Source organism: Campylobacter volucris (genome assembly GCF_008011665.1).
GTDB lineage: Bacteria > Campylobacterota > Campylobacteria > Campylobacterales > Campylobacteraceae > Campylobacter_D > Campylobacter_D volucris_A.
On record NZ_VOWJ01000019.1, the window covers coordinates 43,707 to 66,023 of the forward strand.

Genomic DNA, 22,317 nt, shown 5'->3' on the forward strand with positions numbered 1-22,317 from the left:
TTAATCCTTTAAAGTTTTTAAAATAAGCATAGAAACTTCTTCTATATCATTTTTTTCCATGGTTGTTGCACTTGGAAGACAAATACCATTGCTAAAGAAAAATTCGCTATTGCCGTTTAAATATGCATCATAACCTTTGTATAATGGCTGTAAATGCATAGGCTTCCAAAGAGGACGACTTTCTATTTGATTGTCTTTTAAAATCTGGATTATTTTTAAAATTTTATTTTGAATTGATACATTTTCATTAGCACATATATGGTGTTTTTCATAAGTATTAAGTTTATCAAAGCTAAAATCAAGTAAAGCAGTGCTAAGCCAACGATTTGATTTAGAATTTTCTAACTCATCTAAAAAAGTAAAAGTTTGCCCTAAAAATTCTTTATACCAATTATAAATTTGGCGTTTTTTTTCTACTCTTTGATCTAAAACTTCCATTTGGGCTGTACCAATTGCACCTAAGATATTGCTCATTCTATAATTATAGCCATATTCTTTATGCTCATAGTGCAAGCAATCTTCTCTTGCTTGAGTGCTATAAAATCTTGCTTTTTCAAGATTGGCTTTATTTTCACTTACTAGCATACCACCGCCACCTGTGGTGATGATTTTATTACCATTAAAAGAATATACTCCAAAATCTCCAAATGTTCCTAAAGCTTTGTTTTTATAAAAACTTCCTAAAGCTTCTGCAGCATCTTCGATTAGATAAATTTCATTTTCTTTGCAAATTTGGACTATTTCATCCATTTTAGAAGCATTTCCATAAAGATGAGTAAGAATGAGAGCTTTTGGCTTTTTAGGGCTTTCTTTAATAGCTTTTTTTAATAAATTTACATCTAAATTATAAGTTTCATCACAATCAATAAACACAGCACGCGCACCCATATAAGAAATAGGAGCAACTGAAGCTATAAAAGTAAAACTTGAAGCAAGAACTATGTCATCTTGTTTGATTCCTAAAACTCTAAGAGCTAAATGTATCGCTGCTGTGGCGGCATTTAAAGCTAATGCATTAGAACTTTTTGTGTAATCTTTTATGCTTTGCTCTAAAGCATTTACAAATTCTCCCAAAGGCGCTATATAGTTGCTTTCAAAAGCTTTGTGTATGTACTCTAATTCTTTTTTGCTCATATGAGGTGCTGATAGAAAAAATCTCATTTTTAATCCTTTATGCAAATGATGTTAATTATATTCTATCTAAAATAGATTATCATTTGATATTTTTTACAATTTTATTATAGATATTGTGATATCAAAAAAATAGTAGAAAATGGATTATTTTTGAAGCTTTTTAGCAGGAATTCCTATATAAATTCCTTTGCAATTTATATTTTTTACAATTACTCCACCAGCTCCTAAAGTGATATCATCACTTAAATTAATACAAGGTATAATGCTTGAATTTACTCCTAAAAAACAACGCTTTCCTATTTTTACATTTCCTGCTATTTTAGCTCCTATACTTATATGGGAAAATTCATCCACAAAACATTCATGCTCTACAACACTAGCTGTATTTAAAATTACTCCTTTTTTTATGCTAGCGTTAGCATTTACTACCACATTTGGCATGATTAAAATTCCCTCATCATCTAAAGATGCACTAGGACTAATGATGGCACTTTTGTGGATTAAATTTACTATTTTAAAGCCATCTTGCTTGACTTGATTAAAAACTTTTTCTCTAATAGCATTGGCACCTATGGCTATAAATATATCATGTTTTTCTAATTTGGATGAGTATTTTAAGCCTTTATTATCATCTAAAAAAATGATATTAGTATAACCCACATTTATAGCCACATCAGCACAAACTAAACCATGTCCGCTAGCTCCATATATATAAATACTTTTAGTTGTGTCCATTGAATTTATCCGTTGTGGTATTGCCTTGTTTATTTACTCCGCTTCTTTTGATGACTTTAATAATTGTCATAAAAAATATTTTTAGATCAAACAAAAAAGAACATTTTTGCACATATTCTACATCAAATTTAAATTTTTGCTCCCAAGATATAGCATTTCTTCCATTAATTTGAGCCCATCCTGTGATGCCAGGTCTTACATTATGGCGTTTTTTTTGCTCTTGATTATATAATGGTAAATATTCTACAAGCAAAGGTCTTGGACCAATAAAACTCATATCGCCTTTAAGCACATTAAAAAGTTGAGGTAATTCATCTAAACTTAGGCTTCTTATCAATTTACCAAAAGGTTTTAAACGCAATTCATCGCTTAATAAATTGCCATTTTCATCTTTCTCATCACTCATAGTTTTAAATTTATAAATATAAAAAACTTTTTCATTGAGCCCTGGTCTTGCTTGTTTAAAAATAGCACTTCCTTGAACTAATTTTAAAATCAAAGCAATTAGTAAAATAAATGGTAAAAAAATACAAATTAAAATCAAAGCAAGAAAAAAATCAAATATTCTTTTTAAACCATTTTTATACATCAACAAATCCTTTATAAAATTCAATATATTCTAAAGCGATATGATTTTCATCATAATTTTGAGCTTTGATAAATGCATTTTTAGCTAAAGTATTTTTAAATTTTTCATCTTCTAATAAAATTTGAATTTTTTCTGCTAAGTCTTTAGCGTCTTTACTTTTGCAAATTAAACCATCAATAGCATTTTCCACTGCTTCAATACAACCTTCGCAATCACTTACCACGCAAGCTTTTTTACATGCCATAGCTTCTAAAACCGTTCTAGGATAACCTTCTTTATAGCTTGGCAATACAAAAACATCACATAAATTTAATAATCTTGCGATATCTTTTCTAGCTCCTAAATAAAAAACATTACCTGAATTTAAAAATTCAATTGGCGCACAAGATTTATTATCATCTCTTCCACCTACTAAAACAAAATTTGCTTGATCTTTTAAAAGGTTTGCAGCTTCGTAAAATTCTTTTATGCCTTTGTGCCAAAGGGCTCTAGCTATCATTAAAACTATAGGTTTATCAGGCATATTAAATTCTTGCAAAAAACATTCTTTTTCTTCTTTAGAAATTTGAAGTGGTAAAAATTGTTTTAAATTCACACCTACTGATTTGATGATTTTAATTTTTTCATCTTTTAAGCCTAAATTTTTCATAAATAAAGCATTGCTTTCATTGACAAAAATAAAACCATTAGCAAGTTTAAAAACGATTTTGTATAAAAAATTAATACTAGTTTTTACTAGTTTGCTTTTAAAATCTTCATCTATATAAAAACTTCCCAAGCCCTCAACTAAACCAAAAGTATATTTTATACCAGCTAATTTTGCTGCTATGATGCCAGTTGTATTGCTTTTGTGTGCGCTAGTTTGCAAAAGGTCTAAATTTAAATTTTTTAGTGTATTTTTTAAGCTTAAAAGATTTTTTAAAACCACTAAAGGATTTACACTAGCTCTTGAAAGCTCATAATGACAAACATTAAAACCTTGTTTAGCTAGTTCTAAGGAAAATTTATCCTTTGGAGTGATGATGATAACTTCGTGATTATTTTTTATTAAAGCCTTAATAAGTGCTAATCTAAAATAATAAGCACTCATAGCACTATGGGTTAAAATTCCTATTCTCATTTTTTTAACCTATAAATTTTAACTCTAATGTCATTGGTAACTTGCTCATATAAATCTGTGTTGTATTGATTGAGCAAAAACATCTGTATATAAGCGCTATTGTAAAGATTTTCATCTAAGATAATAAAACTTTTATATTCTCGTAAAAATAATAAATAAATTTGAGATTTTGGATCAATTTCATTGTAATAATATTTACCATTGACAATGGATTCAACATCAATAAAAGCTTTTAAAGGCAAGGTCGATCCTTCAAGTTTTAAAGCTCTAAAATCATTTACAATTTCAACTCCATTATCAAGTATCACTGATCTTGTTGTAGGATCTTGAGCTATAGCATTTGCTTGGGAGAAAAATAAACTTTTTTCTTGAGCTCCTGTGTCTGGGCTTGTGTTTGCAAATTGAGCCACGACAGGCATAATGCGTAGCATTCTATAAGGCATATAAATATAAACATCTCTAGTTTTATTAGCATCTAGTATGAAATTTTTATCGCTTAATAAATTTAAAAAATCTTTAGCATTGCTTGCATTATAGTCTTTTACCATTGCTTTTAAAATATCTGGATAATTTTCTTTAAAAGATTTTTCAGTATATTCTACGCTAAGTCTTGCCATATTTGCAGCAGAAATAAGATCTTTACTTAAGATAAAAGAAGAGAAAAAATTATCTTTTCCTAGATGCTTACCACCATCAATTAAAGTTTTTACATCACTAAAATAGCGGATAGGATAACCATAATCCCACCAAGCAACCACATAATCTTCTCTTTGAGTTTTATTTTTCAAATCATCTAAAATATTAGCTTCATAAGAAGTAAAAACCGTAGATGACTTATAATAATATATATGCAAAATAGCAGGTGTTAAAGCTAAAATAGTGGCAAAAAATAAGAAAATATTGATATTTTTAAGCGAAGTAAGTATTTTTTTTCTTTGTAAGAAATTGATTAAAATATATAAAAAATATCCAAACCCCAAAGCCATTACAGGAATAGCATAAATGGTAAATCTAAGCCCAGCAATTAAAGCTACAAAACCCAAAGCTAACATCGGTAAAGCTAAAAGCATACTTTTATGATCTTTACATAAAAAAATTAAACCTACAAAAGAACAAATAAAAACGAGCACACTTGAGCTAATTCTTTGCATAAATACTTCAAGATTGATAGTATTTACTTCCATAATAGTTTCATTAACATTAAAATACAAAAATGCGGCTTCTTTTAAATTTTGCACATCATCAGCTTTAAAAACATAAAATTTAAGTTGATATAACACAGGATCTAATCCGCCACTTAAAAATAAAACTAAAATGCTTCCAAAAACTAAAGCCCAAATGGTGTAAAAATTAATTTTTTCTTCTTTTAATGCAAAAACAGCAAATAATAAAACAATTAATGCTAATTTTACATACCATGCTAACACACTTAAAGCTAAGATCATAACGATTATAGCAAGATAAAAAATCTTTTCTTTTTTATGAAAAGCTAAAGTATAAAGTGCAAAAAGTCCTATCATAGCAAAATTTAAAGAATAGCTTGATGGATACCACCATAAATAAATCATTATAAAAATAGGACTTAAAAGTAGGGTAAAGACATCTTTGGTTATGGTTAATCGTATAAAAGAAAGTAAAATCATCATAGGTAAAACAAGCACTAGCATATCAGTATCATAATACCCGCTCATAGTGCGATTATAATAACTATTTGCAATTGAAGCAATTAATGCAGCTATAAATCCATAAGTTGTAAGTTTATATTCTCTCGCTATTAAAATAAGTGGTATCACAATCAATGATGAAAAAAAAGTACTCATATATACCATAATACTTTCAAGGCTAAAGGGTAAAAAATGATATAGCCAATAAGTTAGGGTAGAAAGTGAGCTACCAAAATAAGACAAATCATTTGCTTGGTGAAAACCAGCTATCATATCTCTAGCACCTTCTGCAAAAGCATAGCCATCATTAGTTGTAATCATAAGTTGATCATTAAAGAAAAATTCATGAAATTCGCTTGCCCAAACAACCCAATAAAGCCTGCAAATCACGCTAAAACTAAAGGCAATTAAAATTAAAATACAAGTATAAATAATAGAATTATTCTCAATATAATTTTGTTTTAATTTCATCCATGAGCCTTATTAAAAAATTCAAAAAGTTTTTTAGCGATTTGAACTTTATCAAATTCTTGTGCTCTTGTAAAAGCTTTTTGTCTGTATTGTTGTTTTAAATTTTCATTAAAGCACATTTTCTCTAAACCCTTTTGCATAGCATCTTGATCATCTACTTTTACTAAAAGTCCAAATTCATCATCTAAAAATAATTCTCTTGCTCCGCTTTTATGATCAGTACAAAGCACAGCACAATTACAAGCCAAGCATTCAATCAAAACATTAGAAAAGCCTTCAAAACTAGAAGCAAAAGCAAAAAAATCACATTTGCTCATGTATTTATAAGGATTATTATCAAATCCAAGTAAGAAAACCTTATCTTTTAAATTTAGTTCTTCAATTAAATTTAAAAGCTCATTTTTTAAGATACCTTCGCCTAAAATGACAAGTTTTAAATTAGTTTGCACTTTTGCATAAGCTCTAATGAGCATGGTATGATTTTTCCCATTATCTAATCTACCTACACTTAATATAAAAGGATCTTTAAAAGGTATTGGCTCTTTTGATTTTTCGCTAATGCTTTCTAAGTCTATAGCATTATACAAGATATCGCATTTATCAGCTTGGATGTTAAAATTTTGCAAAAGATCTTCTTTGTTTCCTAAAGAATTTGCCAAAATTAAATCTGCTTTATTGTATAAATTTTTAATCAAAAATTTATTGATAAAAGAGTTAAGATTATTATGTTTATATATCACGCTAGGAGTGGTGCATTCGTTGATTATCAAAGTAGATTTTAAACCAAGCATTTTAGCCATCAAGGCTATGTAGTTTGGTCTATTTAATAAAACAAATTGCAAATTGATGTCTAAATTTTCACATAATTTTTTATATTTTAAAGCAAGTAGGGGAAGTTTTAAAAATTTAGCCAAATTGCTTTCGTTTGGTGATGATTTTTCAAGATAGTGTATGGAAACTTGTGGTATATCATAAGAAATTTTATCATTCATTAAAATCAAATGCACTTCATATTTTAAATTTAACATAGGAAGTAAAGTAGAAACAACTCTTTCAGCTCCACCACTACCTAAAGAGTATATAAAAATTGCAAGTTTTTTCATGATTTAGCCTTTACTTCGTTGATTAATTTTATCCATTTATTTACTACATTGCTTACTTCATAGTCTTGACATCTTTGTAAAGCATTTAGGGTAATTTGCTTTCTTAATTTTTCATCTTGCATTAGTAAAGTTAGTTTTTCACTTAAAGCTTTATCATCATTAGTATCAATTAAAATTCCATCTTTTTCATTGTTTATTAAATCTTTATAACCACTTGTGTATTTAGTACTAATGCGAGCAACTTGAAAGTATAAACTTTCTAATAAAACAGTAGGTAAACCTTCAATATAAGAACAAAGACAAATGATTTTTGCTTTTTCGTATAAATCTTGCATATTAGAAACTTTTCCTAAAAATTCAACCTTTATAGCTGAATCATTTGCTTGATTGATTAAAGTTTGTTTTAATTCTCCATCTCCTGCGATTAAAAATTTGTATTGGTTTTGTAAATTTTTATCTAGTCTTGCTATGGCTTTTAAAAACATTGAAGGATTTTTATTATGATCTAATCTTCCAACAAATAAAACAATATTTTCTTTTTCTAAATTGCCAGTATTTGGAGTAAAATGACAAGGGTTTGGCATATTGATGACTTTTTTTACAAATTTTTCATAATAGCTTTTATCATCATTGCTAAGCACGGTTAATGCATCAGCATAAGGAAAACTAAAATCACGCAAAAATTTCCAAATTTTTGATTTTAAATAAGCATGTGAGCTATGCTCACTAATAATCAAAGGAGTATTTAGTCCTTTTTTTGCCCAAATACAAGCAATATTAGTCGTATCTAAAAAAGATATAAAAACATCACAGTTGTGTTCTTTTAAGGCTTGTTTTAAAGCTTTAAATTTTTTAATGCGTGAGGCGATTTTATTATAAAGAGTAGAAAAGTCAAATTGCTCTAAAGTAAAAAGTTTTATTTTAGGATTTAGTTTATAAAAAGATTCTTCTTTGTGAAATTTGATGATATTAACTTCATGATTTTTACAAAGTTCATTTGCTAAAGTTACTAAAACTCTTTCAGCTCCACCTGAATTTAAAGTAGCGATGATAAAAGTTATTTTCATCTTTTTTCCTTTAAAATACCCCGTTCGACTTCAAACACTCTATCGCATCCTTGTATGGTAGAGAGTCTATGAGCAATGATAATTAAAGTTTTATTTTTTGAAATTTTATAAATTTCTTCCATGATTTTTGCTTCACTTTCTTGATCAAGAGCACTGGTAGCTTCATCTAAAACTAAAATTTCAGGTTTTTGATAAAGCGCTCTTGCTATAGCAATTCTTTGTCTTTGACCTCCGCTTAAAAATGAGCCTGAATCTCCTACCTTAGTATGCACTCCATGTTTTAAAGATTTTACAAAACTTTCAAGATTAGCTTGTTTGATTACTTGGTTTAAAAGCTCTTCATCGATATCTTCGCCAAAGCTGATATTTTTTGCAATAGAATCATTAAAAAGGTAAATTTGTTGAGGTATATAGCCAATTTTACTTCTAAAACTTTTGATATTACTCTCATCTAATTTGACTCCATCTATAAAAATAGCTCCATCATTGGGTTTTAAAAGTCCTATTATAAGATCAACTAAAGTGCTTTTTCCACTACCACTTTTACCTATAAAAGCAATTTTTTCATTTTTTTTGAGTGTGAAATTCAAGCCTTTGAATAAATTTCTTTTGCTTTGATAAGCAAAAAAGAGTTTTTTTAATTCTATTTTATCTTGAAAAGTTATTTTTTCATCGCCTAATTTTTCTTCTTTTTCATTTAGGATGTTATAGATGATATCTAAAGAATTTTTATAATAGATTATTTCATTATAGCTAGTGATGATACGGTTTGCACTAGGCATTAAACGATAAAGTGCCACAACAAATATAGTAATCGTTGCTAAAATAGAAGAAATATCGCTTTCATATTTTAACACTAAATAAACTATGATCAAACAAAGCATGCAAAAACCTATACCTTCAAGGTAAATTCTAGGTATGCTTGACATGCTTTCGTTGCTAATATTTGCTTTGGCAAAAAGTTTGCTTTGGGCTTCATATAATTTTTGAGTACTTTGCTCTTTTGTTTTTAGTTTGATAATTTTAAAGTTATTTAAATTTGTATTTAAAATTTCAAAATAATTTTTCATCGCTTCTTCTCTAGCAATGGAAGCTTTTTTTACTAAAGGAGAAAGAATTTTAATCAAAATAAATGCATTTAAAAGCAAAAAAACACTCAAAGCTAAAGTAATTTTATAATTTATGACTAATAAAAGTGTATAAAGTAAAAATACTACAAAACTTTCACTTAGCATTAGCAAAAATGCACTAATTAGCGTGCTTAAATGAAAAACTTCTTGAGTGATGGTTTTTAAAAGTTCAGATTGGTTTTTATTAGTAAAATTTTCATACTCAAGGTGTAAATATTTGTTAAAAATTCTACAAGCAAAAGTATGGTATCGTCCTTTAGAAAACCTTGCTAAAAGGTGAAAATAAAAAGCATTTAAAAAAGCTCTAAATATATAAAAAACCATTAAAATACAGCCAAAATAGGCTATAAGTTTGTATGATGGTAAATTTAAATACTCATAAATTGGTTTAAAATATGAGCTTTTTTCTAAAAGCTCGAAGTTACTTGCCACTGAGACAAAAGGCATGATTAACGATATGGCAAAACTTTCGATAAATCCTATAAAAATAGAAAATATTAGTAAGCCAAATAAAAATCTTTTATCTTGAGTATTGAGGATAAAAAACAGCTTTTTTAACACTGCTTTTCCCACTCATAAGCACTTTTACAAATTAATTTTAAATCATCATATTTTGGTTTCCATGAAGTTAAAGTTTTAATTTTATTCGCATTAGATATTAACACCGATGGATCCCCAGCTCTTTTTGGAGCAACTTCAACTTCAAAATCAACCCCGCTAACTTCTTTCATAGTTTGTACTACTTCTTTTACGCTAAATCCATGCCCATATCCAACATTAAAAGTATTGCTTGGATTATTTTGTAAATAATCAAGTGCAACCAAATGAGCATTAGATAAATCATCTACATGGATATAATCTCTAATGCAAGTGCCATCTTTGGTGTTATAATCTGTTCCAAAAATGTATAATTTATCTCTTTTTCCGCAAGCTACTTCAGCAGCTACTTTAATAAGTAATGTAGCTTTTGGATAGCGTTGCCCTATAGGATAATCCATACAAGCTCCAGCTACATTAAAATACCTTAATATGCAGTATTTAAATTCAGGATTAGCCATATTAGCATCATGCAAAACTTGCTCACTCATTAATTTACTATTGCCATAAGGATTGATAGGATTTAGAGGGCTTTGCTCATCTACTATAGGGGTTTGTGGCTCTCCATAAGTAGCAGCTGTTGAAGAAAAGATGAATTTATTTACACCATTTTCAAGACAAGTTTGGATCAAATTGCTTGTGTTTGCGGTATTATTCATATAATATTTCAAAGGGTTTTGCATACTTTCAGGCACTTCAATACTAGCTGCAAAATGTACTACCGCATCAAATTTTTCTTCTTGAAAAAGCTTTTTTATACTAGCAAAATCGCTTAAATCTTGATGAAAAAATTTAAAATCTCTTATTTTTTTAAGCTCATCAAGACTTATCTTACTTCCTTTAGAAAGATTATCCAAAACACAAATTTTATGATTGGTTTGTAAAAATTGTCTTAAAGTGTGAGAGCCTATATAGCCAGCACCGCCAGTGATTAATATCTTCATGCTTTTCCTTTTTGTAAAAATTTAGAGATTATTGTAATATACATTTATTAATTAATTCAAAATTATCGCTTTTTCTTTTTCTATGGCCTGTATAAATGGCATTTGATAGCTCTTTTGTGAATGTTTTTGCACCAATTCTTCTTTGAAATGCTCTAAAATGTTTATATAATCTTCTTTGGTGATATTTGCTTTGATTAGTTCGTATTTTAAAAAAAGCATATAAGTATTTAAGGTATCGCTTTCGCAGTATTCGTGAATTTTATTTAGTTGATTATTATAAAAAAGTTCTAAAACTTGATTCCCGCTTACATCGTATTTGCCGGGTAAATTTGCCATAGAGCAAAGTATATCTAGTTTTAATCCTTTTTGTCCAAAACTGCCTAAAGATTCTAACAAATCGCAATGTTTATTTTCTGCGTATTTGCTTTTGTAATTATTCCATTTATCAGTGGTATCTAAATATGCACTTGCATTGACATTGTATTTTAAAGCTCTAATTACAAGTAATGGCATATCATAGTTTTTGCCATTAAAGCTTATTAGGCGTGGTTGGTATTTTTCTATAAAATTAAAAAATTCTTCTAGCATTTGCTTTTCATTTTCGCCTTGTATTTTATTAACTTTTATGAAATTTCCAAATTTATCTGCAATCACTGCGCAAATGCTAACTATTTGATGAAAAGGCAAAGGCAAAAATTCACTCCCGATTTCTTCTTTTTGCTGATTTAAAGCTTGCTTGCTGATACTTAAATCATCTCCATCAAATTTATAAATTTGTCTTATTAATTCTACATCAGGAATGCTTTCACAATCAAAAACACAAATATATTCTTGCATTATCAACCTTTTTTTAAATAATATTTGATAAAATCATAACAAAAATAGATTAGGTTTGTTTAAATAATGAAGAAAATAGCCATAGTAAGATTATCTGCTTTAGGTGATATTATTCAATCTGCTATTGTATTGCAATTTATAAAAAATATTAAAAAAAATATAGAAATTCATTGGTTTGTTGATAGAAGATTTGCAGGATTGTTGCAAGATCATCCATTGATTGATGAGCTTTATGTACTTCCATTGAAAGAAAAAAAAATCAAAGAATGTTTTTCTATACTTTTAGAAGCTCGGCAAAATAAATACGATGCTGTAATTGATTTACAAGGATTGATTAAATCAGCTTTGGTAAGTAGAATTTTATCTTCTAATACTTTTGGTTTTGATAAAAGTGGTTTAAGAGAAACTTTTGCAAGCAATTTTTATAATCAAAAATTAGATATAAGTTATAATGAAAATGTTTATATTCGCTATTTGTCATTGATATATTTTGTATTTAACGAAGAATTTAATTATAAAGAAATTTATCATAAACAGCCAGTTTTTATAGTCGATGAAGAAATAAAAGAAGAATTAAGTCAAAGAATAGACATAGATATTACTAAGAAGAATGTATTAATCCATATAGGTTCTGCTGAAAATAATAAAATTTATTCTATAACAAAAATGGCCTTGCTTTGTAAGATGTTGATTGATTTTTTTGAAGATGTGCGAATTTATCTTTGTTGGGGAAATTATAAGGAATATCATTTATGTGAAGAGCTTATTCAACTAGGTGAATTTAAAAAGCAAATTTTTAAACTTCCAAAATTATCCTTGCAAGAATTAATTTGTATGACTAAGATAGTAAATTTAGTTATAGGAAATGATAGTGGTCCTACTCATCTTGCTTTTGCATTAAATAAACCTTCAATCACCATTTTCGGTGCTACTTGGGATACTAGAGTGTGTATAGAAACTTTAGTAAATAAAACTATAAGTGCAGGAAAGAAATTTGATACAAAAATAAAATTTAAATTTGATCGTAGTGATTTTTGCATACAAAATATCGATGAAAAAGATGTTTTTAATTTAGCTTGTAAGCTTTTAGAAAAAAAATGAATTATATTTATCTAACTGCTTTTTATATTTTGAATTTTTTAGTAAAAATTTTACCTAAAAATATACTTTATGCATTTGCAAATTTGATAGCTTATATAAGCTATAAATTAAACACAAAACATAGAAAAATCATCGATATAAATTTGCAAATTTGCTTTCCTGATAAAGATAAAATTTGGCGTAATCAAACTAGTCTTAATATCTATAAGAACTATGCTAAATTTGGCATAGATTTTATTAAAAATCAAAATGCAAATAAAGAAGCAATCATTAATAAAATTTATTTTGATGATGAGGAAAAAATAACTACTATTTTAAAAAACAAAACCCCTTTGATAGTCACCACAGCTCATTATGGAAATTGGGAACTTTTAGCACTTTGGTTTGGGGCCAAATTTGAAGGGATTTCTATAGTGGGAAGAGCTTTAGATAGCAAGATTATGGATAAAATTTTAAGTAAAAATCGCACTCAATTTAATATAGAGCTTATAGAAAAAAAAGGCGGTGTTAAAAAAATGCTAAGGGCTTTAAAAGAAGGAAGAATTTTGGGGATATTAACCGATCAATATGCAAGCGATAATGAAAGTATAAAAATCACATATTTTAATCAAGAAGTAAATTTTATTTTAGGAGCTAGCGTGCTTGCAAAAAAAGTAAAAGGGGTGATTTTGCCTTGTTTTGTGTATCAAAAAGATGATAAATTTTTTATCAAAACTTTTGAGCCTATGGACGCAAATAAACACTCTATAGAAGAACTCACAAAATATCAAGCAAAAACTTGCGAAGAAATGATAAAATTCAAACCTGATGAGTATTTTTTCTTTCATAAAAGGTTTAAACAATTAAATGTATATTAAGGTATAAAATGGATATAAAAAAAATAAGTGTGGTGATAATAGTCAAAAATGCTCAAAATACTATATTAAAATGCTTAAATTCCATAAAAGATTTTGGCGAGATAATATTGCTTGATAATAAAAGCACAGATGATACTTTAAAAATTGCTAAAAAATTTCAAGAAAATCATACTAATTTAAAAATTTATGAAAGCGAATTTATAGGTTTTGGTCCTTTAAAAAATCTAGCAATTTCTTATGCTAGCAATGATTTGATTTTCAACATAGACTCTGATGAAATTTTAGAAAAAGAAGCCTTAGAAGAATTAAAAACTATAAAAATCAATCAAAATAACATTTTAAGTTTTCCTAGAAAAAATTTATATAATGATACTTGGATCAAAGCTTGTGGATGGTGGCCTGATAGAGTTTTTAGAATTTTTAATAAAAATCATACTTTATTTAATGAAAATTTAGTTCATGAAAGTTTGATAATAAAAGATGATACAAAAAAAATTAGCCTAAATAATGCTATTTTACATTATGCATTTAAGGATATTTCTTCTTTATTAGATAAACTTCAAAGATATTCTAGTCTTTGGGCTGAGCAAAATTTACAAAAAGAAAGTGGAATTTTTAAAGCTATTTTAAGAGGATTTTGGACTTTTTTTAGAAATTATTTTTTAAAAAAAGGGATTTTTTATGGTTATAAAGGTTTTATTATTAGTACTTGTAATGGACTTGGAGCATTTTTTAAATATATGAAATTATATGAATTAAAATTACAAAAGCCTAAAACTTCTTCTTTAATCATAACAACTTATAATCAAAAAGAAAGATTAGCCTTAGTTTTAGATAGTGTAAAAAATTTAAATCCTTTACCCAATGAAGTTTTAATAGCAGATGATGGAAGCAAAGAAGATACAATAAAACTTATACAAAAATACCAAAAAGATTTTCCTTGCAATTTAAAACATATCTGGCAAGAAGATGATGGCTTTAGACTTAGCAAAATAAGAAATAAAGCTATAAAACAAGCTTTTGGCGAATATATAATTATAGTAGATGGAGATATGATTTTAGATACAAATTTCATAAAAGATCATTTGAATTTCTCTTGTAGAAAAGTTTTTTTACAAGGTTCTAGAATAATCTTAAACAAACAAGAAAGTAAAGAAATTTTAGATACTAAAAACATATTCTTAGCTTTTTCTAATAAAAATTTTAAAAATCATAGACTAACTCTATTAGCAAAATTAATCTATAAAAATTCAAAAGTAACAAATGTTTTTTATAAAAAGAAAAATCTAATCAAAGGCATTAGAGGATGCAATATGAGCTTTTATAAAAGCGACTTTGAAACTATAAATGGTTTTAATGAAAATTTCATAGGATGGGGAAGAGAAGATAGCGAATTTGTAGCTAGGTTTTTATTTAATAATGGAATTTTTAAAAGATTAAAATTCAATGCCTTAGCCTATCATATTTACCACGAAGAAAATTCTAAAAATATGCTAGAAATCAATCATCAAATTTATCTAAATACTATAAAAAATAAAAATATAAATTGGGATATAAAATGAAATCAGTCGGCGTAGTTATACCAATATACAATGTCCAAAAATATTTAAAAGAATGTTTAGATAGTGTAATTAACCAAACTTATAAAAATTTACAAGTTATATTAGTAAATGATGGAAGTACTGATGAGAATTCATTAAAAATAGCTAAAGAATATACCTTAAAAGATGAAAGATTTATATTATTTGATAAAGAAAATGGTGGTTTATCTTCTGCTAGAAATGTAGGTATAGAATATTTTAGCGGAGAATATAAACTTAAAAATATAACTACACCAATTAAAGAAAATTCTTTAATTGAATTTGAACTAGATGGTAATAATCCTTATAATATACATAAAGTATATAAAAGCTATAAAGCTTTTAATAATGAACAAGATTTAATTAACTTTACTTATCCAATTATTGATTACATTATCTTTTTAGATAGTGATGACTATTGGGAATTAAACTGCATAGAAGAATGTGTCCCTAGAATGGATGGAGTAGAGATAGTTTGGTTTGATGAGACAAATTACTATGAATTGCCATATAATAAAAAGAAACAAAATAATAGATTTAAAGATATTAATATAAAAAAAGAAAAAAAGATTACATCTTGTGAATGGGCTAAGTATATTTTGAACAGTAAAATGAAAGATTTTTCTTTTGCTTGGAATGGAATGATTTCTTTTCCATATATTTTTAAAAAGCAAATAAAATTTGAAAATAAATTATTTGCAGAAGACCATTTATTTGGTATACTACTTTTTTCGCAATCTAGTAATATATATATACTACCCAATTCTTTGTATTTTTATAGAATAAGAGTAAATTCTCTTACAAATCAATATGATAAAATAACAGAAGAAAATATAATTCCACATCTCAAACAGGTGTACAATTCTTTTAACAAAAATCCTATTTTAACAATGGAATATTTTAAAATATCAAGTTGGGTTCAGATATGCTTAAAATTAATTAATTTTTTTAATGCGAATCGAGATAATAAAATTATATGCATTTTGCAAAAATCTATTCTATATTTTTATATAAATAATGCACTTAAAATCAAAAATTTTGATAAAGATCCTCTAAATATGAAACAAAAATTAATTTTTATAGAACCTTATAAAACAACAAAAATTAAATATAAATTTTATAGATATATATTGAAAATAAAAATTAAAATGGCTAAGTATTTAAAAATATGACTGTAAATAGGCTATCTTGAATATTTTTTAAAATTATAAATTATTTTTATAGCTTTTAAATATACACTTATGGTATTCTTCTTATGTTTTCTAGCATATAAAATGCTTTCGCCAAACATACAACAAAGTCCAAAAATTTCATCTTTGATAAAATTGGCATTTTTTATACATAGCTTATCTTTTGATTTGTCTTTAATAAGATAATAAATTTTATATAAATTTAAAGGTAAAGCAGTCAAAAGTTCATATCCTAAACCGGCATATAATAAATAATCTTTTATAGTTTCTTTTTCATTTAATAATTCTTCATTAAATATAGGAGTTTTAGCAGCCATATTCCACCAATAATCATTGATATTTTTACCATAATAATCAAAATAAGATTTTAAAAATTTCCAAGGCTTTTCCCCATAATGAAATATTTTTGGATTTTTTACACTTTCATTAAATTCTGCTCTAGTATAGTTTAGTCTATTTTTATTTTCATCTTTGCAAATTACATAAAAAAGCGTGATGATATTAAAATTATAAGCAAAATCTAATTTTACTCTTTTTTCAATTTTTATAGTGGCATTTAGCAAATCCTGATCTGCTGCTTTTATGTAAAAACATTTACTAGCTAAATCTTCACACTTTTGTTCTATATTTTGTTGTTTATATTCTTTTAAATTTATAAGTAGAAAACCTGCGTTAAAATAATTTTCATCAAATTTTAAAGTATTTTTTTTACCATTTTCTATGTATTTTATTCTTGCTTTTTTGGAACCAGGATCACCCACTACCCCAGCTACTTTGCCTTCTAAATTTGTTGCAAAAATTTCTCGTATATCACACACACAGAGCATATCAGAATCTAAATATAAACATTTTTGTATATCATTATCAAAAATACTTCCTAATTTTAATCTATAATAAGAAAGAAAATTACTATGAGCAGCGCCAGAAGATGGAAAATTTTTAAAGTCATCATCATTTTTTATATGTATTTTAATTTCACAAGGAAAGTGTTTACTTAAAGCTTTTTGTAATTTTATAAGCTTTTCTTGAGTTTTTTTGCTTATAAAATTACTTAATATATGAAAAATATATTTTTCATTTCCTAGATTTGAATTTTTATTAAAATCTTTTAATTTTTTATTTTTATCTGTATTAAAAACTATGCTAGTTATTAATACGGCAGTATATTTTATATAATTTTCATCAGCGCTAAAAACTATATTATACATTACAACTCCTTTTTTAAGAACCAATTTTATTATTTTAAAATTTCAATTGCCAAACTTTACTATAAATATTTTAATTTTGTACAATAAATCTTAAATTTAAATATAATTTTTATTTATAATTTTATTTATTTTATAGTAAGCAAGAATTCTTTTTATGCTTTAACATATTAAATTTTATTATTTTTATTAATTAATTTATAAATTATACTTAATTTGTTATTGTCAATATCATTATTTTTTAAAAAAGATTCAAGTGTATTAATTACTTTAGATTCATCATTAATATATTTTAATATGTGTCTAAATATCGAGAATTTGTAAAGCCATCATTATTGTAACAATTGTAATAATATATATGCAACGAACTAGTTGCAATTTTTTTACAATTTAAAAGCATAAAAAAATACAATAAAGCATCTTCAGCCATGGTGATTTTATCGTTTATATTTAAATTCAATGAATTGAAAGTTTGCAGGTAAAGTTCTTTTTTAAATATTTTTGAGCATAAATTCCATTTAATATGATTTATTGAAACTATATGAGAACAATATCTATCTATGTTATATATATCATCTTTAAGTTTAGTATCTTTTGTCGCAAGATTATTTTCATTTATATAAATAAAATCAAAACATATCAAATCCACATTATTGTTTTCATTTAATATTTTTACACACTCTTCACAAGCATTAAGCTCTAAATAATCATCAGGATCTAAAAACATTATATAAGGAGAATTTGCTACTTTTACCCCTTCATATCTTGCTTTTAATAATTTTAAATTTTCTTTATTGTGTATGATTTTAATTCTTTCATCTTTACTAGCATATTCTTTAGCTATATCTATACTTTTATCGTTTCCACAATCATCTACTACTATTATTTCTATATCTTTATAAGTTTGATTTATACAACTATCTAATGCTTTAGCTATATATTTTTCTACATTATAAGTTGGAAGTATTATGGAAACTTGTGACACAATAAACCTTGTTTTAATTTATTATAATAAAATTATATTGTATTTTTTAGTTTTTTTGGAGATAAATATTGAAAATATTGATTATGGATATTGATATTACTTTAAAAGGTGGCGTTGCTAGGGTTGTCGCTAATCTAGCAAATTCTTTATCAAAAATACACCAAGTTGATATACTAAGCATATATAAAAAGAATGAATTATTTTTTGAAATTAATAAAGAAATTAATGTATATTTTTTATATAACAAGGAATATAAGTATATAAGCAAAGATATGTATAAAAAATACAAATACAATATTTTGATGTATGTGCTATTGAAACTAAAATTTAAATATATGTATTTTTGTGAAGCAATAAAAATATATTTTAGAAATAAAAAAGTAAAAAGATTTGCTTTAAATTATGATGTAATAATCAATAATAATTATTTTTCATTTAGCAAAGAAATTTTTGAAACTTCAAAATCTATCCAAATTATGCATGGAAATTTTATATACTATCCAAAAGATTTATTAAAAAAATTAGCTCACTTTGACTCCTTAATAATACTCTCTAATAAACAAATAAATAAATGGAAAAAATATCATAAAAACATATATGTTATACCAAATTTTATACCTTTTATATCTGAAAAAATAAGCGATTATAAACAAAAAAATGTTTTAAGTATAGGAAGAATGGTATCTAATGATGAAAAAGGTTTTTTAAGACTTATAGAAATTTGGAATTTAGTGCAAAAAGATAAAAAATACAAAGATTGGACTTTAACTATAGTTGGAGAAGGTGAATTAAAAGATACTATAAAAGAAAAAATCAAAGAAAATAATTTAGAAAATTCAATTATCTTAAAACCTTTCACCAAAGAAATAGAAAAAGAATATTTAAACGCAAGTATTTATCTCATGACTAGTAAATGGGAAGGATTTCCTATGGTATTAATAGAAGCTAGTTCCTATGCTTTACCTAGCATAGCTTTTGATATAAATACAGGACCAAGTGATATTATAGAAAATGAAAAAAGTGGATTTTTAATAGATGATGGAAATTTAGATGATTTTGCAAATAAACTTTGTATATTAATGGATGATGAGAATTTAAGAAAAATTATGGGTTTAAACGCTAAAGAAAAAGTTAAAAATGAATTTGGCAAAGAAGTTGTTATGAGAAAATGGAAAGCGATTATAAATTTATAATCGATTTGATATTTTTTATCGGATAAAATTAGATATGTAAAAAATTTTTTTAGGATGTCTTAAGAGTTTTTTTATGCCGCTTGAAAATAATTTATATTTATCTAATTTCATATTCTTATATATAGTAAGAATATTTAATGGATCTTTTTTTAAAGAAATTTTAAATAAATTACAATATTCATATATCATGTTTTGTAAAAAGCTATCGTTTTTGTATTTATCATATATTGTAAAATTATAAATTTGCAAAGCAACGACACTAAAAGAATAAACCTTATAATAGAGTCTCAAGGATTTATATGTTTTAAAGTGATGTTTTATTGAGGTTAAAAATTTTGGCATTTTTTTAGGAAAATGAGATTTTTTTTGTGATGACATTGTTGAGTTTAGGTTTAGTTTATAAATGTATCCATAATTATGCCTATCATAAAACATCTTCTTAGCCAAACAAAATAAAATAGTTCCAAAATCATGATCTTCATGATAAATTCCATGGGTAAAACGAAGATTGTATTGGTTTAAAATATTAGCCTTAAAGACTCCTTGCCAAGCAAAATAAAAATTATATTTTTTATTCAATTTTAATAAATCTAGAGGATTGTAAAATTCACCCTCAAAAGTTTTTTCAAAAAAATCTTTTTTAATAAATTCTTTATTTTTGTATTCTTGTAGCCCATGAGCACAAATATCTAAATCTTTTTCAATCATCTCTTTTACACAAAGCTCTATACAATCTTGTAATAAATAATCATCACTATCTAAAAAATGTATAATAGTGTTTGGTAACTCTTGAATTATAAAATCATTGATATTTTCTAAATTAGTTTTTATATATCTTTTTTGAATTTGCATAAAATTTGATTTTATATCTTCTTTTTTTAATATCTTTGTATTTTTTTCAAAAGTATGAGTTGAAGTAAAAGAAGTTATATCTTCTTCATTGTTGTTTTCAAAAAAAGTTCTAAGTTTAGTTCCTTTTATAAATTCTAATCCTGTGTTTCTAGCTGAAGATTGACCTCCATTTTCCTTAGAAATTAAAAATATTCTTTCATCTTTGTTTAAATACTTTAAAGCTATATTTAAACTCTCATCTGTGCTTCCATCATCTACTAAGATAATATCTAAATTTTTATAAGTTTGATTGATTACACTATCTAAGCATTCTTCCAAATAAGATGCTACATTATAAATTGGTATGATAATGGTAATTAAAGGATTATTCATGTGTATTCCTTAGAATTATTTTATAATCAAGTTGAGCAATTTTTTAGGATGTCTTATGTAATTTCTAATTTTTATATAAATATTGTATTGTTTTAAATTTTTTATAAAAAAATTAATTTCTTTTTTTAAGTTTAAAGGATCATTGTTAATTCTTAAATCAAAATAGCGTATATAGTATCTTTTAATACTTTTTTTAAGGAAATGATTATTTAAGTTTTGATTGAATAAAAATATATTTTTAGCGATGATAAGATCGCAATAAAGTTTAAAATATTTTCTAAGCTCTATATAATCATTAAAATATTCTCTTAAAGATTCTAAATACTTGGGTAATTTTTGAGGCATAGTGCCACTTTTGATATTAGTTATAGATCCTTGTCTAATTCTATAAATTATTAAAGATTTTTTTATATAAAACATCTTCTTAGCCAAACAAAATAAAATAGTTCCAAAATCATGATCTTCATGATAAATTCCATGGGTAAAACGAAGATTGTATTGGTTTAAAATATTAGCCTTAAAGACTCCTTGCCAAGCAAAATAAAAATTATATTTTTTATTCAATTTTAATAAATCTAGAGGATTGTAAAATTCACCCTCAAAAGTTTTTTCAAAAAAATCTTTTTTAATAAATTCTTTATTTTTGTATTCTTGTAGCCCATGAGCACAAATATCTAAATCTTTTTCAATCATCTCTTTTACACAAAGCTCTATACAATCTTGTAATAAATAATCATCACTATCTAAAAAATGTATAATAGTGTTTGGTAACTCTTGAATTATAAAATCATTGATATTTTCTAAATTAGTTTTTATATATCTTTTTTGAATTTGCATAAAATTTGATTTTATATCTTCTTTTTTTAATATCTTTGTATTTTTTTCAAAAGTATGAGTTGAAGTAAAAGAAGTTATATCTTCTTCATTGTTGTTTTCAAAAAAAGTTCTAAGTTTAGTTCCTTTTATAAATTCTAATCCTGTGTTTCTAGCTGAAGATTGACCTCCATTTTCCTTAGAAATTAAAAATATTCTTTCATCTTTGTTTAAATACTTTAAAGCTATATTTAAACTCTCATCTGTGCTTCCATCATCTACTAAGATAATATCTAAATTTTTATAAGTTTGATTGATTACACTATCTAAGCATTCTTCCAAATAAGATGCTACATTATAAATTGGTATGATAATGGTAATTAAAGGATTATTCATTGTATTTTCTTAAAATTATAAAATTAACAAATTTATAATATTTTTGTAGAATTTTGTTTATCATTTTTCTATATTTATATATAATATAACAATATCTTAATTTGTTGTACTTTATTTCTCTATTTAAATTATTGATTTTTAGTTGTATGATCATGGTTTTTAAAAATATAAATATATTTTTATTTATATTTTTATTGGGTTTTAAAAATGAGGTTAAAATTTTTATAACTTTTTTTTCATCATTTAAATTGTTTTGAATTTCTATTATATTATTTGTGTTTACAGAGCTTTCGTGGCTTTGAAAATAATAATATATATGCAACGAACTAGTTGCAATTTTTTTACAATTTAAAAGCATAAAAAAATACAATAAAGCATCAAA

At 25.3% G+C, this 22,317-nt stretch carries 18 protein-coding genes and 2 pseudogenes; 5 read left to right on the plus strand and 15 right to left on the minus strand.

Translation table 11 applies throughout. From position 1 onward, the window contains the following. The 10 genes from pglE to FPD38_RS03230 all read right to left on the minus strand — a co-directional run bounded on the left by pglE (position 1) and on the right by FPD38_RS03230 (position 11,391). Positions 1 to 1,161 carry a UDP-N-acetylbacillosamine transaminase gene (pglE, locus tag FPD38_RS03185; RefSeq protein ID WP_147555345.1) on the minus strand — a complete coding sequence of 387 codons (1,161 nt, stop codon included), beginning with the start codon at positions 1,159 to 1,161 and terminating at the stop codon, positions 1 to 3. Between the two features lie 117 nt (positions 1,162 to 1,278). Further along, positions 1,279 to 1,869, minus strand: a complete 591-nt coding sequence (gene pglD, locus FPD38_RS03190) for a UDP-N-acetylbacillosamine N-acetyltransferase (RefSeq protein ID WP_147555346.1) — start codon at positions 1,867 to 1,869, stop codon at positions 1,279 to 1,281. Continuing rightward, positions 1,856 to 2,458 (minus strand): undecaprenyl phosphate N,N'-diacetylbacillosamine 1-phosphate transferase, encoded by a 603-nt coding sequence (gene pglC / locus FPD38_RS03195; RefSeq protein WP_147555347.1) that lies wholly within the window; start codon positions 2,456 to 2,458, stop codon positions 1,856 to 1,858. The genes pglD and pglC overlap by 14 nt, the downstream gene beginning before the upstream one ends. After that, the gene (gene pglA, locus FPD38_RS03200) at positions 2,451 to 3,578 is read right to left on the minus strand and encodes a N,N'-diacetylbacillosaminyl-diphospho-undecaprenol alpha-1,3-N-acetylgalactosaminyltransferase (RefSeq protein ID WP_147555348.1); all 1,128 of its coding nucleotides are present in this window, start codon (positions 3,576 to 3,578) and stop codon (positions 2,451 to 2,453) included. The genes pglC and pglA overlap by 8 nt, the downstream gene beginning before the upstream one ends. After that, entirely contained in the window at positions 3,575 to 5,713 is a 2,139-nt protein-coding gene (locus FPD38_RS03205; RefSeq protein ID WP_147555349.1) for an STT3 domain-containing protein, read from the minus strand. Before FPD38_RS03205 ends, pglA begins: the two co-directional genes overlap by 4 nt. Then, positions 5,710 to 6,816, minus strand: a complete 1,107-nt coding sequence (pglJ, locus tag FPD38_RS03210; protein ID WP_147555350.1) for an N-acetylgalactosamine-N,N'-diacetylbacillosaminyl-diphospho-undecaprenol 4-alpha-N-acetylgalactosaminyltransferase — start codon at positions 6,814 to 6,816, stop codon at positions 5,710 to 5,712. Before pglJ ends, FPD38_RS03205 begins: the two co-directional genes overlap by 4 nt. Continuing rightward, positions 6,813 to 7,883, minus strand: coding sequence for a GalNAc-alpha-(1->4)-GalNAc-alpha-(1->3)-diNAcBac-PP-undecaprenol alpha-1,4-N-acetyl-D-galactosaminyltransferase (gene pglH, locus FPD38_RS03215; RefSeq protein WP_147555351.1), 1,071 nt, complete (start codon positions 7,881 to 7,883; stop codon positions 6,813 to 6,815). Before pglH ends, pglJ begins: the two co-directional genes overlap by 4 nt. Then, positions 7,880 to 9,574 (minus strand): BC-type lipopolysaccharide transporter PglK, encoded by a 1,695-nt coding sequence (pglK, locus tag FPD38_RS03220; protein ID WP_147555352.1) that lies wholly within the window; start codon positions 9,572 to 9,574, stop codon positions 7,880 to 7,882. Before pglK ends, pglH begins: the two co-directional genes overlap by 4 nt. Then, a complete protein-coding gene (gene galE, locus FPD38_RS03225) occupies positions 9,568 to 10,554 on the minus strand; it encodes a UDP-glucose 4-epimerase GalE (RefSeq protein WP_147555353.1) in 987 nt (328 codons plus the stop codon). The genes pglK and galE overlap by 7 nt, the downstream gene beginning before the upstream one ends. 51 nt (positions 10,555 to 10,605) lie before the next feature. Further along, the gene (locus FPD38_RS03230) at positions 10,606 to 11,391 is read right to left on the minus strand and encodes a 3'-5' exonuclease (RefSeq protein WP_147555354.1); all 786 of its coding nucleotides are present in this window, start codon (positions 11,389 to 11,391) and stop codon (positions 10,606 to 10,608) included. 66 nt (positions 11,392 to 11,457) lie between these two features. Here FPD38_RS03230 and waaC point away from each other — a divergent pair, with 66 nt between their 5' ends. From waaC to FPD38_RS03250, 4 genes are read left to right on the plus strand one after another with little or no spacing between them, the layout of a single operon-like run. Beyond that, positions 11,458 to 12,492: a lipopolysaccharide heptosyltransferase I gene (waaC, locus tag FPD38_RS03235; protein WP_147555355.1), complete on the plus strand. Its 1,035-nt coding sequence runs from the start codon at positions 11,458 to 11,460 to the stop codon at positions 12,490 to 12,492. Continuing rightward, positions 12,489 to 13,349, plus strand: a complete 861-nt coding sequence (locus FPD38_RS03240; RefSeq protein WP_147555356.1) for a lipid A biosynthesis lauroyl acyltransferase — start codon at positions 12,489 to 12,491, stop codon at positions 13,347 to 13,349. Before waaC ends, FPD38_RS03240 begins: the two co-directional genes overlap by 4 nt. A gap of 8 nt (positions 13,350 to 13,357) precedes the next feature. Beyond that, on the plus strand, positions 13,358 to 14,911 hold the full coding sequence (locus tag FPD38_RS03245) for a glycosyltransferase family 2 protein (RefSeq protein WP_147555357.1): 1,554 nt from the start codon (positions 13,358 to 13,360) through the stop codon (positions 14,909 to 14,911). Next, positions 14,908 to 16,101: a glycosyltransferase family 2 protein gene (locus FPD38_RS03250; protein ID WP_147555358.1), complete on the plus strand. Its 1,194-nt coding sequence runs from the start codon at positions 14,908 to 14,910 to the stop codon at positions 16,099 to 16,101. The genes FPD38_RS03245 and FPD38_RS03250 overlap by 4 nt, the downstream gene beginning before the upstream one ends. Before the next feature lie 11 nt (positions 16,102 to 16,112). Here the strand turns inward: FPD38_RS03250 and FPD38_RS03255 are convergent, their stop codons facing one another. Beyond that, positions 16,113 to 17,327 (minus strand): glycosyltransferase family 8 protein, encoded by a 1,215-nt coding sequence (locus FPD38_RS03255; RefSeq protein ID WP_147555359.1) that lies wholly within the window; start codon positions 17,325 to 17,327, stop codon positions 16,113 to 16,115. 627 nt (positions 17,328 to 17,954) lie between these two features. Further along, positions 17,955 to 18,309, minus strand: a pseudogene (locus FPD38_RS08435) (glycosyltransferase family 2 protein); the annotation flags it as partial. An 83-nt stretch (positions 18,310 to 18,392) separates the two neighbouring features. Here FPD38_RS08435 and FPD38_RS03265 point away from each other — a divergent pair. Beyond that, on the plus strand, positions 18,393 to 19,502 hold the full coding sequence (locus tag FPD38_RS03265; protein WP_410002925.1) for a glycosyltransferase family 4 protein: 1,110 nt from the start codon (positions 18,393 to 18,395) through the stop codon (positions 19,500 to 19,502). A 15-nt stretch (positions 19,503 to 19,517) separates the two neighbouring features. Here FPD38_RS03265 and FPD38_RS03270 read toward each other — a convergent pair whose 3' ends face one another. The 3 genes and pseudogenes from FPD38_RS03270 to FPD38_RS08185 form a co-directional block, all read right to left on the minus strand. Beyond that, a complete protein-coding gene (locus FPD38_RS03270) occupies positions 19,518 to 20,726 on the minus strand; it encodes a glycosyltransferase family 2 protein (RefSeq protein ID WP_147555362.1) in 1,209 nt (402 codons plus the stop codon). A gap of 15 nt (positions 20,727 to 20,741) precedes the next feature. After that, positions 20,742 to 21,935, minus strand: a complete 1,194-nt coding sequence (locus tag FPD38_RS03275; protein WP_147555363.1) for a glycosyltransferase family 2 protein — start codon at positions 21,933 to 21,935, stop codon at positions 20,742 to 20,744. Further along, positions 21,928 to 22,317 (minus strand): annotated as a pseudogene (locus FPD38_RS08185) (glycosyltransferase family 2 protein); the annotation flags it as partial. The pseudogene FPD38_RS08185 and the gene FPD38_RS03275, both read right to left, overlap by 8 nt.